Here is a 15781-nt window from a genome sequence, read left to right as displayed (position 1 = left end):
GTGACTGCTGCTCGCGGGAGGCGGAGAGGTCGTGCGGAGGCGTTTCCGGACCGGGCGTGCGACCCCGCTGAGGGGCCGCCGTCGGGTTCTCGAGGCTTCCGCGGTGGGTCCGCGCCGGTGGGCGCGTCGCTCCCGCCGTCGAGCAGCGCGTCGCGCTACTCGACCGTGATGCCCATCGAGCGGGCGGTGCCGGCGATGATCTTCGCGGCGGCGTCGATGTCGTTGGCGTTCAGGTCGACCTGCTTCGCCTCGGCGATCTCGCGGACCTGCGCCTGGGTGAGCTTCGCGACCTTCACGGTGTGCGGGGTCGAGGAGCCCTTGGCGACGCCGGCGGCCTTCTTGATGAGCTCCGCCGCGGGTGGGGTCTTCAGCACGAAGGTGAACGAGCGGTCCTCGTAGACGGTGATCTCGACGGGGATGACGTTGCCGCGCTGCGACTCGGTCTGCGCGTTGTACGCCTTGCAGAACTCCATGATGTTGACGCCGTGCTGACCGAGCGCCGGACCGATCGGGGGCGCGGGGTTGGCCGCGCCGGCCTTGATCTGGAGCTTGATCAGGCCGGTGACCTTCTTCTTGGGGGCCATTCTGATTCCTTTTCTCAGGGTTCGAGCGGTCGGGGGCTCCCGGCCGCTCTCCCGCGCATCCGACGGTGCCGGATCGCGGTGGAGGAGGGTCGTCCGGCGCGCACAGGGGCGGGCGCCGACACGAAAACCCGTACGAGCTTACACGAGCGGGGCCACCCCCGACAGGGCGGAGGAGGGGCCGACGCCCGGGGGCGCGTGGGGCGGTGCCGGAGGGGGCGCCGCCCGGAACGGCGAACGCCCCCTCCGACGTGCGGAGGGGGCGTTCACGCGGCGCGGAGGCGACGCGTCAGAGCTTGGTGACCTGGTCGAACGACAGCTCGACCGGGGTCTCGCGCTCGAAGAGCGAGACGAGCACGGTGAGCTTGCCGCTCTCGGGCTTGATCTCGCTGATCGAGCCGGGAAGACCCGCGAACGAGCCCTCCTTGATGGTGATGGTCTCGCCGATCTCGAAGTCGACCTCGGCGGGCAGCACGCGCTGGGCCTGCTTCTGGCCCTTGGCGCCGGAGGTCTTCGAGGGGGCGACGTCCTTGATCTCGACGAGGCTCTTCAGCATCGTGAAGGCCTCCTCGAAGCGCAGCGGGGTCGGGTTGTGGGCGTTGCCCACGAAGCCGGTGACGCCCGGCGTGTGGCGGACGACCGACCACGAGTCCTCGTTGAGGTCCATGCGCACCAGCACGTAGCCGGGGATGCGCACGCGGGTGACCATCTTGCGCTGGCCGTTCTTGATCTCGACCACGTCCTCCATCGGGACCTGGACCTCGAAGATGTAGTCCTCGGCCTCGAGCGAGACCTTGCGGTTCTCGATGTTGGACTTCACGCGCTTCTCGAAGCCGGCGTAGGAGTGGATGACGTACCACTTGCCCGGCTTGCCGCGCAGCTCGGTGCGGAAGGCCTCGTACGGGTCGATGTCGGCGAGGTCCTCACCGGCGGCCTCGGCGTCCTCGGCGGCGACCTCGGCCTCGTCCTCGACGGCCTCGAGGGCCGCTTCGGCCTCCTCGACGGTGTCGATGTGCGCGGCCTCGTCGACCGCGGAGTCGGCCTCGGGGTCGTCGACGGAGCCGATGGCGTCCAGCGCTGCCTCGAGGTCGGAGGCGAGGTCGTCCTCGGACTCGTTCTCGTCGATGATGCTCAGCGCACCCTGCTCGGCGGGCTCGACGGCGTCCTCAGCCTGCGACTGGACGTCGCCCTCCTGCTCCTCCTCGACCTCCGACGACTGCTCGGCAGCCGTCGCCCAGTCGACGTCGTCGCGGTTTCTGTCAGACACTCGTCACAACTCTCTCTCGATCGATCGGTCGCGCCCCTCGGGGCGCGTCCCGCTGTCGCCGGCACCCTCCGCTCGCGCGGCCCAGATGCTCTCGGGTCAGGCGGCGGGTGTGCCGAACACGTACGTCACGGCCAGGGCGAACACCCAGTCGAGGAAGGACACCAGCGCCATCATGATGACGACGAAGATCAGCACGACCACGACGTAGTTGCCCAGCTCCTTGCGGGTGGGCGTCACGACCTTCTTCAGCTCGGCGATGACCTGCCGGATGAAGAGGGCGATGCGCGCGAACGGGTTGCGCCGCGCGGCTCGCTGCTGATTGGCGATCGCGACGACGTCCTCGCTCGGCTCGTCGACTGCTTTCCCGGCCACCTGCACGCACCTTTCCCGCACCGGAACCTCCGGTGTGGCCGACCGCCCGTCATGGGCGGCCCTGGACCGATGACCGCAGCGTCGCGGGGACCGCGTGCGACGGGCATCGATGTGCAGGGCGGACAGGGCTCGAACCTGCAACCTGCGGTTTTGGAGACCGCTGCTCTACCAATTGAGCCACCGCCCTATGGATGCCGTTGCGAGCATCCGAGGAGGAGACCGACCCGCCGCCCCACCGCCGCGACCCTCGCGGGCGCTGTGGATGAGGGCAGAGATCGACTACCTCGGACGAGTGTACGTGGACCCGCAGGGCGTGTCCAGCCGAGCGGCGGGGGGCCTCGGAGCCCCGTGCGCGCGCAGGATACGCTGGCCGTCGTGTCCTCCACCACGCGCATCTCCGCCCGCATCGCCGCCATCGCCGAGTCCGCCACTCTGAAGGTCGACGCCAAGGCGAAGGCCCTCCAGGCTCAGGGCCGCCCGGTCGTGTCCTACGCCGCCGGCGAGCCCGACTTCCTCACTCCCGAGCACATCGTCGAGGCCGCCTCGGCCGCCGTGCTCGACCCGAGGAACTACCGCTACACCCCCGCGGCGGGCCTCCCCGACCTCCGCGCTGCCATAGCTGAGAAGACGGCGCGCGACTCCGGATGGGCCGTCGACCCCTCGCAGGTCGTGGTCACCAACGGCGGCAAGCAGGCCGTCTACCAGGCCTTCCAGACCCTCCTCGACGACGGCGACGAGGTGCTGGTGCCGACCCCGTACTGGACCACCTACCCCGAGGCGATCAAGCTCGCCGGCGGCGTTCAGGTGGACGTGTTCGCGGGCGCCGACCAGGGCTACCTGGTCACCGTCGAGCAGCTGGAGGCCGCGCGCACCGAGCGCACCAAGGTGCTCCTGTTCGTCTCCCCCTCCAATCCCACCGGCGCCGTCTACTCGGCCGAGCAGACCCGCAAGATCGGCGAGTGGGCCGAGGAGCACGGCCTCTGGATCATCGCCGATGAGATCTACCAGAACCTCGTCTACTCCACCGGCGACCAGGACGACGCGAGCCCGCTCGAGCACGCGACCTCGATCGTCGAGGCGGTGCCGGCCCTGCGCGACCGGACGATCCTCGTCAACGGCGTCGCGAAGACCTACGCGATGACCGGCTGGCGCGTCGGATGGATGGTCGGCCCGGCCGACGCGATCAAGGGCGCCTCGAACCTGCAGTCGCACCTCTCGAGCAACGTCTCGAACATCTCGCAGCGCGCCGCGATCGCCGCCCTCACCGGCCCGCAGGAGCCGGCCGAGGAGATGCGCCTGGCCTTCGACCGCCGCCGCCGCACCATCGTCGCCGAGCTGAACGCGATCGACGGGATCGAGTGCCCCACCCCCGGCGGCGCGTTCTACGTCTACCCCGACGTGAACGGGCTGCTGAACCGCGAGTGGAACGGCACCACCCCGACGACCTCCCTCGAGCTCGCCGACCTCATCCTCGAGCAGGCCGAGGTCGCCACCGTCCCCGGGGAGGCCTTCGGACCGAGCGGCTACCTCCGCCTGTCCTACGCCCTCGGCGACGACGCGCTCCTCGAGGGCGTGCGCCGCTTGCAGCGGCTCTTCGGCAACGTCTAGCCCCTCTCCTCCTGCGTCGTCGATAGGCCGCGGCCGGCTCGACGACGAGGTGCGTCGCAGAGAGCGGGATGCGCAGCGCGGACGACGATCCGCCGACACGCGGATCGCCGGTCGCCGCTCGACCGTGCCTCACGGTGACCGGCGGGTACTGCGACGCGCCTGTCCGACAGGTGAGGGGTGCCTGGCATCTCGGGGCGGGGAGGGCAAGAGGGAGGCGGAAATCGGGGATCACTGTCGCCGGAGGGGTGCGACAGGGCACGCTGTGACGATGAGCGAAGACCACGCCGTCCGAGTCCGCGACCTGCGGAAGGACTACGGGGGCGCTCCGGCGGTCGCGGGAGTCTCCTTCGACATCCACCGGGGCGAGACCTTCGCGCTCCTCGGCCCCAACGGCGCCGGGAAGTCGACGACCATCGAGATCCTCGAGGGCTACCGCGACCGCTCCGGCGGCGAGGTGTCGGTGCTCGGGGTCGACCCGCGCCACGGCGACCTGGCGTGGAAGGCGCGTCTGGGGATCGTCCTGCAGTCCAGCGGCGAGTCCGGCAACGCGACGGTCCGCGAGCAGATCGCGCACTTCGCCAGCCTCTATCCGCGACCTCGCGACGTCGACGAGACCATCGAGGCCGTCGGGCTGACGTCCAAGGCCCGCTCGCGCATCGGGCGCCTCTCGGGCGGCCAGCGCCGCCGCGTCGACGTCGCCCTCGGCATCATCGGCCGCCCCGAGCTGGTGTTCCTCGACGAGCCCACCACGGGCTTCGACCCCGAGGCCCGCCACTCCTTCTGGGACCTGATCGCTCTGCTCAAGAGCGAGGGCACGACCATCCTGCTCACCACCCACTACCTCGACGAGGCCGCCCGCCTCGGCGACCGCGCCGCCGTGATCTCCGGCGGGCGGCTCCTGGCCATCGGCCCGATGAGCGCGATCGGAGGGGACGAGGCGCGCGTCCCGATCGTGCAGTGGCGCGAGGACGGCGTGCTGCACCGGCTGCGCACCACCGAGCCCGCCCGGACCGTCGCCGAGCTGCACTCCCGGATCGGTGAGCCGACGGCGCTCGAGGTCGTCCGCCCCAGCCTCGAGGACATCTACCTCGACCTCATCCGCGAGGACCGCGACGCGGTCGACCTGATCGGAGAGCCCGCGTGACCGCCGTCGCCACCCGCCCCCGCACCCTCTCCACTGGCCCGGGACGCACCGTCCGCCTCGGACTCGCTCGCGCCCGCTACGAGATCCGCTCGTACTTCCGCGCTCCGGACCAGGTGTTCTTCACCTTCCTCTTCCCGGTGCTGCTCCTGACGATCTTCTCGGTCGCGTTCGGCGACACCGCGGTGATGCAGGCGAACCCGCAGGACCCGGGCATCCCGATGGCCGAGTACTACGTGCCGGGCCTCGCCGCGGCCGGGATCCTGCTCTCGGGCGTCCAGAACCTGGGCGTCGACATCGCGGTCGAGCGCGGCGACGGCACGCTCAAGCGCCTCGCGGGGGCACCGCTGCCGGTCTTCAGCTACTTCATCGGCAAGTTCGGCCAGGTGCTCGTGACGAGCCTCGCGCAGACGGCCCTGCTGCTCCTCGTCGCGGCGACGGTGTTCTCGGTCGAGCTGCCCACCGACAGCGGGCGCTGGGCGACCTTCGCCTGGGTCTACCTGGCAGGAGTCGCGACGTCGGCCATCCTCGGCATCGCCGTCTCCGCGCTGCCCCGCTCGGGCAAGAGCGCGACCGCCGTGATCGTGCCGCCGCTGCTCGTGCTGCAGTTCATCTCGGGGTCGTACCTGTCGTTCACGACGCTGCCGGACTGGCTGCAGAACACGGCGAGCGTCTTCCCGCTCAAGTGGATCGCGCAGGGCATGCGCGCCGTGTTCCTGCCGAGCGGATTCGAGGAGGCGGAGGTGAACGGGTCGTGGGACCTCGGCGGCGTCGCGCTGGTGCTCGGTATCTGGCTCGTCGTGGGGCTCGTCGCCTGCCGCTTCGGCTTCCGCTGGATCCGCCGCGACAGCTGAGCCGGAGGAGGCCGCGGCCGGAGGGCGCGCGTCCCCGGGAGCGCGGGGCCTGCGCGCGCAGACCGCGCGGACTCAGACCGCGGTGCCGACCACGACGGGCTCGGGGTGCAGCAGCACGCCGAACTCCGCCAGGACGCGGCCCTGGACGTACCGGGCGAGCTCGGCGACCTGCTCGGCCGTCGCTCCTCCGCGGTTGGTCAGGGCGAGGGTGTGCTTGCTCGACACGGCGGCCCGCGAGCCGGGCAGGGCGAAACCGCGCGAGACGCCGGCGTGCTCGATCAGCCACGCGGCGCTGAGCTTCACCAGGCCGTCGGCGCGGGGAGGCACGGGCAGCCCGACGGGCGCTCCGGCCTCGACCGCGGCGAGCGGGGTGATGACGGGCGCCTCCGCCGTCGGCTCGACCGGCCAGCGCGGCGCCTCGGGCGGCAGGGAGTCGGCGAACGCGCTCGTGACGAGGGGGTTGGTGAAGAAGGAGCCGGCGCTCGCGGTGTCCGGGTCCTCCGGATCGAGGACCATGCCCTTGCCCGCACGCAGCGCCAGCACGGTCTCGCGCACCCGCGCGAGCGGCACGCGGTCGCCGAGCGCGACTCCGAGCGCCGACGCCAGCTGACCGTAGGCGACGGGAGTGCCGTCGCCCTCGGCGCCGACCTCCTCGAGCGCGAACTCGACGGCCAGCACCGCGCCCCGGCGGCCCTGCTTGATCACGGAGGTGCGGTAGGCGAACTGCAGCTCCTCCGCCGTCAGCCGGACGGGCTCGCGGGCGCCCTCGTCGAGGAAGTCGACCGCGACCAGCGTGTCCGAGAGCTCCTGGCCGTAGGCGCCGATGTTCTGCACCGGCGACGCACCGACCGTGCCGGGGATGCCGCTGAGAGCCTCGAGGCCCGCCCAGCCGCGCTCCACGGTCGTCGCGACGAGGCCGTCCCACGACTCGCCCGCCTGGACCCGCAGGAGCACGAGCCCCGGCTCGTCGGAGGGGAGCCGCTCGACGCCGGTGGTGCGCACGCGCACGACCGTGCCCTCGACCCCGTCGTCGCCCACGAGGAGGTTGGAGCCGCCGCCGAGCAGCAGCCACGGCTCGTCGTCCGACCACAGGCCGACGAGCGTCTCGACCAGCTCCGCCTCGGTGGCGGGCTCGACGAGGCGCTCGGCGGGTCCGCCGACGCGGAGGGTGGTCAGGGCGGAGAGCAGCGGCGCGGAGGTCACGCGAGTCGGACCCGTGCCTGGGCCTTGCCGAGGACGGACTGGCCCTCGACCGAGACGGCGAGGTCGACGCGGACCCAGCCCTCCTCGGCGTTCACAGCACCGATCCTGGCGACCACGTCGATGGCGGCGCCGTCGCGCGGGTCCACCACGACGGGGCGGGTGAAGCGCACCTGGTAGTCGACCACGCGTCCGGGGTCGCCGACCCAGTCGACGACGACCTGCACCGCGGTGCCCATCGTGAGCATGCCGTGCGCGAGCACGCCGGGCAGGCCGACCTCGGCGGCGACGTCGTCGCGGTAGTGGATGGGGTTGAAGTCGCCCGAGGCGCCCGCGTAACGCACCAGGGTGCCGCGGTCGATCGGGAAGCGGCTCTCGGCGACGACCTGGCCGACGCTCAGCTCGGCGAGAGCGGGCAGTGCGGTGCTCATTCGTCTCCCCTGACCACGAGGGTCGAGATCGCGGTGACGACGTGCTCGCCGCTCGCGTCGACCATGCGGGACTCGGTGGTGACCATCGAGTGGGCGCCGAGCTTCTTGATGGCGGCGACCGAGAGGGTCGCGGTCAGCTCGTCGCCGGCGACGACCGGACGGGACAGCACGAAGCGCTGGTCTCCGTGCACGACGCGGCTGAAGTCGATCCCGCCGTCGGGCTCGGCGAGCAGCTGCTGGAGCGTGAACTCCTGCACGACGACGGCGAAGGTGGGCGGAGCGACGAGGTCGGGGTGCCCGGCGGCGCGGGCGGCCTCGACGTCGTGGTGCAGGGGGGAGGTCGCGGAGACGGCGCGGGCGAACTCGCGCACCTTCTCGCGCCCCACCTGATAGGGCTCCGTGGGCGCGAAGACGCGCCCGACGAGTTCGGGGTTCACTGGCACCCGGCCATACTAGGCGCTGCCGTCGCGGGGCCCTCGGGGCTCCGGAGGCGCCGCCGGTGGTCACCCGGGTATGACCACCGAGAATTTCCCATCCGTGTATGGCTGACCCGCGGCCGAACTTCTCCGAAGCTGGCGGGCATGTCGACACCCACTCCCGAGCGCGACTGGGCGACCTACGCCCGCGAGCTCGGCACCAACATGCACCGGGCCCGCATCGCCAAGGGCGCCAGCCAGGAGCGGATCGCCCACGCGGCCGGGCTCGCGGGCTACACCTACCAGAAGTTCGAGAAGGGCGAGTCGAAGCCCGGCTCGCCCGCGAACCCCACGCTGCACACCCTCCTCGCGCTCTGCGAGGCGCTCGAGATCGAGCTGACGGACCTCCTACCGCCCGACCCGCCGCGCACCTCACGAGGCGCCGAGTAGCCGGAGCACCGCGCCGGCCAGCCGCGACCCCGAGCTGAGATCGAGGTCGACCTCGCCGAGCCCGTCGGCCTCCAGGCGGAGCCTGTCCTCCCCCGACTCCCCCGGGCGGCACAGGGAGACGTGCACCGTCGCGCCCGCGGCCCCGTCTCCACGCGCCCAGAGCACCACCGGGAGCGAGCTCGCCGCGGAGCGGTGCAGCCGCTCCGCCACTGCGACCAGCTCGTCGTGCTCACCCGTACACCAGCGCGGGCACCCCTCGTCGTTCCTGCCGTCCATCCGCTCCTCCACGTTCCGCACCCCTCGGTCGAGGAGACCAGCCCACCAGGCGGTACCGACACCGAGGGCCCGCCGCGCCCCGATCCCGACCGGGGTGTGGACAGGAGACGGTCGTCCGCCCGTTGTGGAGGAGCGAGGACCAGGATCCCATACGCAGGTGGTGCCGCCAGGGGTCCGGCACGAAGCACCGGCGCGGTGTCAGCGGTGGACGATCAGCCAGGTCGCGATCGCCGTGGTCGAGCCCGTGTTGACCATGCGGTGCGGCCGCTCGCACGGGAACGTGATGGCGTCGCCCGGCCCGAGGACGACCGACTCGTCCTCGAACTCGACCGTCAGCTCTCCGAGCGTCACCGTCCCCATCTCGAACCCGTCGTGGCGGAGCAGCTGCCGGTGCGCCGTCGAGGTCGAGCCCGGCGGGTAGGTCGACTCGAAGAAGTCGACGGCGTCCAGCGGACGCGGCGCCAGACGGCGGAACAGCACTCCGCCCTCGAGCGCCACGGGCGCCGACTCGCGCGCCCGGACGACCGCGGTCTCGACCGGCGCCGACGCGCCCTGGTCGAACACGGCGGACAGCGGGACCCCCAGCGCGTCCACGAGGGCGATCAGCCGGCCGACCGAGGGCTGCATGGCTCCGCGCTCGATCTGCGAGACGGCGCTCACGGAGATGCCGAGTCGTCCGGCGAGTGCCTTCAGCGACAGGCCCGCCGAGAGCCGCAGCTCCCGCAGCCGGGCGCCGAGTCCGGCCCCGTCCGCGATCGCCCGGGCGGCCGCCTCGTCGGGCGCGGTGTCGTCGGAGGGCATGGCCCGTCCCCTCTCGCGGATCGTCACACAGCCGTAACGGAGCCGAAACGAGCGGCGGCCTCCCGACTCGTAGCGTGGCCCGCGTGAAGTGATCACTTCACTCGGAACGCTCTCCGCGACGCCCCGCCTCCTCGGCCGGACGTCCCGACCACCCTGACACATCCGCTCCGTGCCGCTCTGCGCACGACCGCCCGAGAGGTGGATCCACCCATGTCCGACCGCGTCACCGCACCCCGAGTCACCGCTCCTCCCGTCGATCCGGATCCCGCCGCCGCGGCGAGCGCCGGCTACGACGACCGCCTCTCCAACGAGGACCTCGCCCCGCTCCGGAAGCAGCGCTGGTCGAGCTACAACATCTTCGCGTTCTGGATGTCGGACGTGCACAGCGTCGGCGGGTACGTGACCGCGGGCTCGCTCTTCGCGCTGGGCCTGGCCGGCTGGCAGGTGCTCGTCGCCCTGGTGGTGGGCATCGTGATCGTGCAGGTCTTCTGCAACCTCGTCGCCAAGCCCAGCCAGGTCACCGGCGTGCCCTACCCCGTCATCAACCGGGCGATCTTCGGCATCCGCGGCGCGAACATCCCGGCGATCATCCGCGGACTGATCGCGATCGCCTGGTACGGCGTGCAGACCTACCTGGCGGCGCAGTCGCTGAACATCGTCTTCCTCAAGTTCTTCCCGGGCATGGCCGCCCTGAACACGCCCGAGGCGTCGTTCCTCGGCCTCTCGGCCCTGGGCTACCTCTCCTACGCGATCCTCTGGGTCGCGCAGGCCGCGCTGTTCTGGCGGGGCATGGAGTCGATCCGCCGCTTCATCGACTGGGCGGGACCGGCGGTCTACGTGGTGATGCTCGTGCTGGCCGTCTACCTGGTGTCGCAGGCGGGCTGGGAGAACATCTCGCTCACCCTCGGCTCCGGCGAGCCGCTCGACCTCGCCGCCGCGGTGCCGGTGATGATCTCGGCCGTCGCCCTGGTCGTCTCCTACTTCTCGGGCCCGATGCTCAACTTCGGCGACTTCTCCCGGTACGCCCGCAGCTACGGCGCCGTGAAGCGCGGCAACCTGCTCGGCCTCCCGATCAACTTCCTCTTCTTCTCCCTCCTCACCGTGATCACCGCCTCGGCGACCGTGCCGGTCTTCGGCGAGCTGATCACCGACCCGATCGAGACCGTCGAGCGGATCGACACCTGGTTCGCCGTGCTCCTCGGCGGGCTCACCTTCGTCATCGCGACGATCGGCATCAACATCGTCGCCAACTTCATCTCCCCCGCGTTCGACTTCTCGAACGTCAACCCGAAGAAGATCAGCTGGCGGATGGGCGGCATGATCGCCGCCGTCGGCTCGGTGCTGCTCACCCCGTGGAACTGGTACTCGAACGACACCGCCATCCACTACACGCTCGGCATCCTCGGCGCGCTGATCGGACCGCTGTTCGGCGTCCTCATCGCGGGCTACTACCTGATCAGCCGCCAGCGCGTCTGGGTGGACGACCTCTACACGATGAGCGAGAAGGGCCGCTACTGGTTCTCGCGCGGCTTCAACCCCAACGCCGTCTGGGCGACCGTGATCGGCGGAGTCCCCTCCGTCGCCTCGGTGCTCGTGCCGCGCTGGATCGCGGAGGCGGGAGGCGCGGAGTTCACCTGGCTCGGCGACTACAGCTGGTTCCTCGGCTGCGGGCTCGGATTCGTCGCGATGGCCGTGCTCGAGCGGCGCGCGCCGCGGATCGGGCGCCTCGACGAGGACCTCGAGCACGTCAGCGACGGCTCGACCGTCTGATCCGGCCGGCACGGAGGAGGGATCCGCTCCGGCCGCTCCGCATCCCGCGGACCGGCGGCCGGGCGGGTCCCTCCCCCTCCCGGCACCCGAACCGAGGAACCACCATGCGCATCACCGTCGTCAACCCGAACACCAGCACTGCGATGACCGCGGCGATCGGCCGGGCCGCCCGCTCCGTCGCCTCGCTCGGCACCGAGATCACGGCCGTCACCCCGCCGATGGGTCCGGCGTCGATCGAGAGCCACTACGACGAGGCGCTCGCCGTGCCCGGCGTCCTGCACGAGATCGCCCGGGCGGAGGCGGCCGGCTGCGACGGCGCGGTCATCGCGTGCTTCGGCGACCCGGGCGTCGACGCCGCGCGCGAGATCGCGAGCGGCCCGGTCGTGGGGATCGCCGAGGCCGCCATGCACATGGCCGCGCTCGTCGGCCGGGGCTTCAGCGTGGTCACCACGCTCTCGCGCACGAGCGGCCGCGCCTGGGACATCGCCCGCCGCGCCGGGTTCAGCGACGCCTGCCGTCAGGTGCGCGCCTGCGACATCCCCGTGCTCGAACTCGACGACCCCCGCTCCGACGCCCGCCGCGCGATCCTGGCGGAGTGCGCCGAAGCGCTGGCCGTCGACGGGTCCGACTCGATCGTGCTGGGCTGCGCGGGCATGGCCGACCTGTGCCGCGACCTCTCACGGGAGCTGGGCGTGCCCGTGATCGACGGCGTCGCCTCGGCGGTGCGCCTGGTGGAGGGGCTCGTCGCGATGGGCGTCAGCACCTCGCGGCGCGACGAGTACGCCGCGCCGCGGACGAAGGCGATGGCGGGGCTGCTCGCTCCGTTCGAGCGGGTCTGAGGTTCCACGTCCCGTGCAGTCGGGCGTTCTGCCGGACCCCCGACCCGGACCCACCTGCGAGGATCGGGGGATGAGCGTCCTCCGCGATCTCGGCCTCGGTGCCCGGCTCTTCCTCCGCGGCTTCCGCACCTGGGTCCGCTCGCCGCGGGCGATGCTCCTCGGCGCGATCCCGCCCCTGATCGTCGGTCTGGTCTTCGTCGGCGTGCTGGTCCTGGTGCTCACGCGGGTGCAAGACGCGGTGACCGCGCTCACCCCGTTCGCCGGCGGCTGGGACGAGGGCACGGCCGCCACCGTCCGCCTGGTGCTCTCGATCGCGGTGGTCGGCGCCGCGCTCGCCCTCGGCGTGGTCCTCTTCGCCGCGGTGACCCTGCTGGTCGGCGACCCCTTCTACGAGCGGATCTGGCGGCGGGTCGAGGACGACCTCGGCGGCGTGCCCGACGAGCGCGAGAGCACCTTCTGGCAGGGGGTCGGCCGCGGCCTCCGCGACTCCGCCGTGCTGGTCGCCACCTCCCTCGGGATCGGCGTGGTCCTGGTGCTGCTGGGCCTGGTGCCGCTGGTCGGCTCGATCGTCGGCCTCGTCGCCGGCGCCCTGGTCGGCGGGAGGGCCCTCGCGCTCGAGCTGACCGGGTTCGCGGGCGACGCCCGGGGGCTCTCCCTCCGCGACCGCCGCCGCCTCCTCGGCGAGCACCGCGCGGTCTCGCTCGGCTTCGGCATCGCCGTCTACCTGGCGTTCCTCGTCCCCGGGGGCGCGGTCGTCGCCACCCCCGCCGCGACGGCCGGCGCGACCCTCCTGCTCCGGACCCTGCGGGGCGAGCCGACCGAGCGGCCGGCCGCCTGACACCGCTTGGCCGCCGCCCGGCTCTCCCCTAGACTCGCCGCGTGCGCACGTCGATCCGAAGCCCCTGGTGGCCCGCCTCCTAGGCGGACCGACGCGCAGACCCCTCGCACGCGACCGCCTCCTCCGGGCGGTCGTTCTGCATGTCAGGGCCCGGGTGGGGCACGACCCGATTCAAGGACCACGATGACCTCGCTCCTCTCCCGCATCCTCGCCTCCGACGGGACGCTGCCGTTCGCGGTGGTCCTCCGCCAGGGCCGCGACGCCGTCGACGTGTTCACGGGCGACGTGCTCGACGTCGAGGGCCTGGCCGACATCCCGCTCGACGGCGACGACGTGCTGACCCTCGTGCCCTACCGGCAGGTGCGCGAGCGCGGCTTCGCGGCGAAGGACGACGGAGCCCCGCTGCGCAACCTCGTGGTGCGCGAGCGCGAGAGCGTCCCCCTGGCGGAGGTGCTGCGGCTCCTGCCCGGGCGGGAGATCCCGGTCGAGGAGCGCGGCTTCGACGTGCCGGACGACGAGTACGCCGACATCGTCCGCCGGGTGATCGAGGACGAGATCGGCCGCGGCGAGGGCGCCAATTTCGTCATCAACCGCGCCTTCGTCGCGCAGACCGACGCGCCGCCCGTCGAGGCGGTCCTGGCCTGGTTCCGCCGCCTGCTCACCGACGAGTCCGGCGCGTACTGGACCTTCGCGATCCACACCCCCGGCGTCGACGGCGCGCAGACGGTCACCGCCGTCGGCGCGACCCCCGAGCGCCACGTCTCGGTGCGCGACGGCGTCGCGATGATGAACCCGATCAGCGGCACCTTCCGCCACCCCGCGGCCGGACCCACCGGGGAGGAGGTGCTCGCGTTCCTCGCCGACGTCAAGGAGAGCGAGGAGCTCTTCATGGTCGTGGACGAGGAGATGAAGATGATGAGCGCGGTCTGCCCGGACGGCGGCCGCATCCTCGGGCCGTTCCTCAAGCAGATGTCGCGGCTCAGCCACACCGAGTACCTGCTCGAGGGCCGCACCGGACTCGACGTGCGCGAGGTCCTGCGGCTGACGATGTTCGCGCCCACGGTCACCGGCTCGCCGATGGAGAACGCGTGCGCCGTGATCGCCGAGTACGAGAAGGAGCCGCGCGGCTACTACTCCGGCGTGCTCGCCCTCTTCGAGCCGGAGGAGCACGGCTACACGGTCGACGCCCCCATCCTCATCCGCACCGCCTACCTCCGCGCGGACGGCCGCCTCACCGTGCCGGCCGGCGCGACGCTCGTGCGCCATTCCACCCCCGAGGGCGAGGTCGCCGAGACGCGGGCGAAGGCGTCGGGCGTCCTCTCCGCCCTCGGCCTGCTGCCGCACCGCGAGGTGCCGCCGGCCATCGACCTGAACGCGCAGCCGGGCGTGCAGGAGGCGCTCGAGGCGCGCAACGAGCGGCTCGCCTCGTTCTGGCTCCGGCCCCAGGCGCCCGAGCACATCGCCGGCCTCGCCGGGCACACCGCTCTGATCGTCGACAACGAGGACCAGTTCACGACGATGCTCGCCCACCAGCTGCGCCACCTCGGGATGGACGCCCGGGTCGAGCGCTGGTCGGAGGTCGCCGACGTGCTGAGCGACGACCTCGTCGTCTTCGGCCCCGGCCCGGGCGACCCCCGCGACGAGTCCGAGCCGCGGATCGCACACCTGCGCTCGCTGATGACCACCCGCCTCGAGGCGGAGCGGCCGATGCTCGCCGTCTGCCTCAGCCACCAGATGCTCTCACTGCTGGCGGGCCTCCCGGTCGAGCCGCTGCCCGCGCCCCGCCAGGGCGTGCGCCTGGCGGTGGACGTGTTCGGCGAGGACGCCGCGATCGGCTTCTACAACACCTTCTCCTCCGTCGCCCCCGGCGTCGCGCGCACGCCCCGGCTGGGGCTCGAGGTGTCGGTCGACCCGGAGACGGGAGTGGTCAACGCCCTGCGCGGCGAGCACGTCGCGTCGGTGCAGGGGCACCTGGAGTCGGTGCTCTCCTCCGACGGCCTGCGCACCCTGGAGCGGCTGGTCCGCACCGCGACCGCTCAGCCCGCGCGCGCATGAGCGGCCTGCGGCTGATCGCGTCGCCCGCCTACCCGGCCGAGCTGCAGGAGGCGGTGGCCGCAGCCGTGCGCGCGGCGGCCGAGGCGGCGCGCGGCTGGTACGGGCGCGGCGACAAGGTCGCGGCGGACGAGGCGTCGGTCGCGGCGATGCGCGCCGTGCTGGCCGACGCTCCGTTCGACGGCGTCGTCGTGATAGGCGAGGGCGAGAAGGACGAGGCCCCGATGCTCGCGAACGGCGAGCGCCTCGGCCGCGCCTCCGCTCTCTCCTGCGACGTGGCGGTCGATCCGCTCGACGGGACCCGGCTCACGGCGGAGGGGCTCCCCGGCTCGGTGAGCGTGATCGCGCTGGCCCCGCGAGGCACGCTGTTCGACCCGCGTGACGTCTTCTACATGAACAAGCTGGTCTGCTCCGGAGCGGGCCGGGGCGCCGTCTCGCTCGACCTCCCTCCCGCCGAGAACGCCGCACGGCTGGCGGCGGCGCTCGGGAAGCCCGTCGCGGAGCTGGTCGTCGTCGTGCTCGACAAGCCGCGTCACTCCGGGCTCATCAAGGCTCTGCGCGCGGCCGGGGTCGCGCTCGAGCTGCGCGGCGAGGGCGACGTGTCGGTCGCGATCGAGGCGGCCGATCCCGCGGGCCGCGTCGACCTCGTCCTCGGCATCGGCGGCACCCCGGAGGGAGTGGTCGCCGCCTGCGCCGTCCGCGCCCTCGGCGGGGTCATGGAGGGGCGCCTCGCCCCCCAGACCGCACCGGAGCGCGCCAACGCCCTGGCCGCCGGCCACGACCTCGACCGCCTGCTGACCCTGGAGGACCTGGTCTCCTCGGACGACGTGCTCTTCGCGGGCTGCGCGGTCTGAGACCTCTCCCACGGGCAGGACCTCGCCCGGG

Annotated in this window: 17 protein-coding genes and 1 tRNA gene; 9 read left to right on the top strand and 9 right to left on the bottom strand. The window is 72.5% G+C overall.

What is annotated here, in order from left to right; genetic code table 11:
- Positions 1-155: 155 nt before the first annotated feature.
- The 4 genes from rplK to C5C35_RS08825 form a co-directional block, all read right to left on the bottom strand.
- Positions 156-584, bottom strand: a complete 429-nt coding sequence (gene rplK / locus C5C35_RS08840; RefSeq protein WP_104223632.1) for a 50S ribosomal protein L11 — start codon at positions 582-584, stop codon at positions 156-158.
- A 286-nt stretch (positions 585-870) separates the two neighbouring features.
- Complete coding sequence (nusG, locus tag C5C35_RS08835) at positions 871-1848, bottom strand: transcription termination/antitermination protein NusG (protein WP_104234235.1); 978 nt, start codon at positions 1846-1848, stop codon at positions 871-873.
- A 96-nt stretch (positions 1849-1944) separates the two neighbouring features.
- Complete coding sequence (gene secE, locus C5C35_RS08830; protein ID WP_068208793.1) at positions 1945-2220, bottom strand: preprotein translocase subunit SecE; 276 nt, start codon at positions 2218-2220, stop codon at positions 1945-1947.
- Positions 2221-2334: 114 nt separating this feature from the next.
- A tRNA-Trp gene (locus C5C35_RS08825) sits at positions 2335-2407 on the bottom strand.
- 179 nt (positions 2408-2586) lie between these two features.
- On the opposite strand from C5C35_RS08825, the gene C5C35_RS08820 reads away from it, so the two are divergent.
- The 3 genes from C5C35_RS08820 (at position 2587) to C5C35_RS08810 (ending at position 5823) form a co-directional block, all read left to right on the top strand.
- Positions 2587-3828, top strand: a complete 1242-nt coding sequence (locus tag C5C35_RS08820) for a pyridoxal phosphate-dependent aminotransferase (protein WP_374953118.1) — start codon at positions 2587-2589, stop codon at positions 3826-3828.
- Positions 3829-4096: 268 nt separating this feature from the next.
- Complete coding sequence (locus tag C5C35_RS08815; protein WP_104254889.1) at positions 4097-4972, top strand: ABC transporter ATP-binding protein; 876 nt, start codon at positions 4097-4099, stop codon at positions 4970-4972.
- Entirely contained in the window at positions 4969-5823 is an 855-nt protein-coding gene (locus tag C5C35_RS08810; RefSeq protein ID WP_104223629.1) for an ABC transporter permease, read from the top strand. Before C5C35_RS08815 ends, C5C35_RS08810 begins: the two co-directional genes overlap by 4 nt.
- Before the next feature lie 72 nt (positions 5824-5895).
- Here the strand turns inward: C5C35_RS08810 and C5C35_RS08805 are convergent, their stop codons facing one another.
- The 3 genes from C5C35_RS08805 to C5C35_RS08795 are packed head-to-tail and all read right to left on the bottom strand — an operon-like array spanning position 5896 to position 7897.
- On the bottom strand, positions 5896-7026 hold the full coding sequence (locus C5C35_RS08805; RefSeq protein WP_104260446.1) for a UDP-N-acetylmuramate dehydrogenase: 1131 nt from the start codon (positions 7024-7026) through the stop codon (positions 5896-5898).
- Complete coding sequence (locus C5C35_RS08800) at positions 7023-7454, bottom strand: MaoC/PaaZ C-terminal domain-containing protein (RefSeq protein WP_104238284.1); 432 nt, start codon at positions 7452-7454, stop codon at positions 7023-7025. The genes C5C35_RS08805 and C5C35_RS08800 overlap by 4 nt, the downstream gene beginning before the upstream one ends.
- A complete protein-coding gene (locus C5C35_RS08795; protein WP_104227045.1) occupies positions 7451-7897 on the bottom strand; it encodes a MaoC family dehydratase N-terminal domain-containing protein in 447 nt (148 codons plus the stop codon). Before C5C35_RS08795 ends, C5C35_RS08800 begins: the two co-directional genes overlap by 4 nt.
- A 138-nt stretch (positions 7898-8035) precedes the next feature.
- On the opposite strand from C5C35_RS08795, the gene C5C35_RS08790 reads away from it, so the two are divergent.
- Positions 8036-8320, top strand: coding sequence for a helix-turn-helix domain-containing protein (locus tag C5C35_RS08790; protein WP_104223625.1), 285 nt, complete (start codon positions 8036-8038; stop codon positions 8318-8320).
- Here the strand turns inward: C5C35_RS08790 and C5C35_RS08785 are convergent.
- Both C5C35_RS08785 and C5C35_RS08780 read right to left on the bottom strand, forming a co-directional pair.
- On the bottom strand, positions 8303-8596 hold the full coding sequence (locus tag C5C35_RS08785) for a DUF6907 domain-containing protein (protein ID WP_104262968.1): 294 nt from the start codon (positions 8594-8596) through the stop codon (positions 8303-8305). The genes C5C35_RS08790 and C5C35_RS08785 overlap by 18 nt on opposite strands.
- 198 nt (positions 8597-8794) lie before the next feature.
- Positions 8795-9397 carry a helix-turn-helix domain-containing protein gene (locus tag C5C35_RS08780; protein WP_104227043.1) on the bottom strand — a complete coding sequence of 201 codons (603 nt, stop codon included), beginning with the start codon at positions 9395-9397 and terminating at the stop codon, positions 8795-8797.
- 210 nt (positions 9398-9607) lie between these two features.
- Between C5C35_RS08780 and C5C35_RS08775 the strand changes: the two genes are divergently transcribed.
- The 5 genes from C5C35_RS08775 to C5C35_RS08755 all read left to right on the top strand — a co-directional run bounded on the left by C5C35_RS08775 (position 9608) and on the right by C5C35_RS08755 (position 15750).
- Positions 9608-11167, top strand: a complete 1560-nt coding sequence (locus C5C35_RS08775) for an NCS1 family nucleobase:cation symporter-1 (RefSeq protein ID WP_104227042.1) — start codon at positions 9608-9610, stop codon at positions 11165-11167.
- A 104-nt stretch (positions 11168-11271) separates the two neighbouring features.
- Positions 11272-12006 carry an aspartate/glutamate racemase family protein gene (locus tag C5C35_RS08770; RefSeq protein WP_104262967.1) on the top strand — a complete coding sequence of 245 codons (735 nt, stop codon included), beginning with the start codon at positions 11272-11274 and terminating at the stop codon, positions 12004-12006.
- Between the two features lie 70 nt (positions 12007-12076).
- Entirely contained in the window at positions 12077-12844 is a 768-nt protein-coding gene (locus C5C35_RS08765) for an EI24 domain-containing protein (RefSeq protein WP_104260448.1), read from the top strand.
- A gap of 183 nt (positions 12845-13027) precedes the next feature.
- On the top strand, positions 13028-14899 hold the full coding sequence (locus C5C35_RS08760) for an anthranilate synthase family protein (RefSeq protein ID WP_104262966.1): 1872 nt from the start codon (positions 13028-13030) through the stop codon (positions 14897-14899).
- Positions 14896-15750 carry a fructose-bisphosphatase class II family protein gene (locus tag C5C35_RS08755; protein ID WP_104262965.1) on the top strand — a complete coding sequence of 285 codons (855 nt, stop codon included), beginning with the start codon at positions 14896-14898 and terminating at the stop codon, positions 15748-15750. Before C5C35_RS08760 ends, C5C35_RS08755 begins: the two co-directional genes overlap by 4 nt.
- Positions 15751-15781: the final 31 nt, after the last annotated feature.

This window comes from Rathayibacter sp. AY1F8 (assembly GCF_002932165.1).
In the GTDB taxonomy this organism is placed as follows: domain Bacteria; phylum Actinomycetota; class Actinomycetes; order Actinomycetales; family Microbacteriaceae; genus Rathayibacter.
This window is presented reverse-complemented; position numbering and strand designations above follow the sequence as displayed.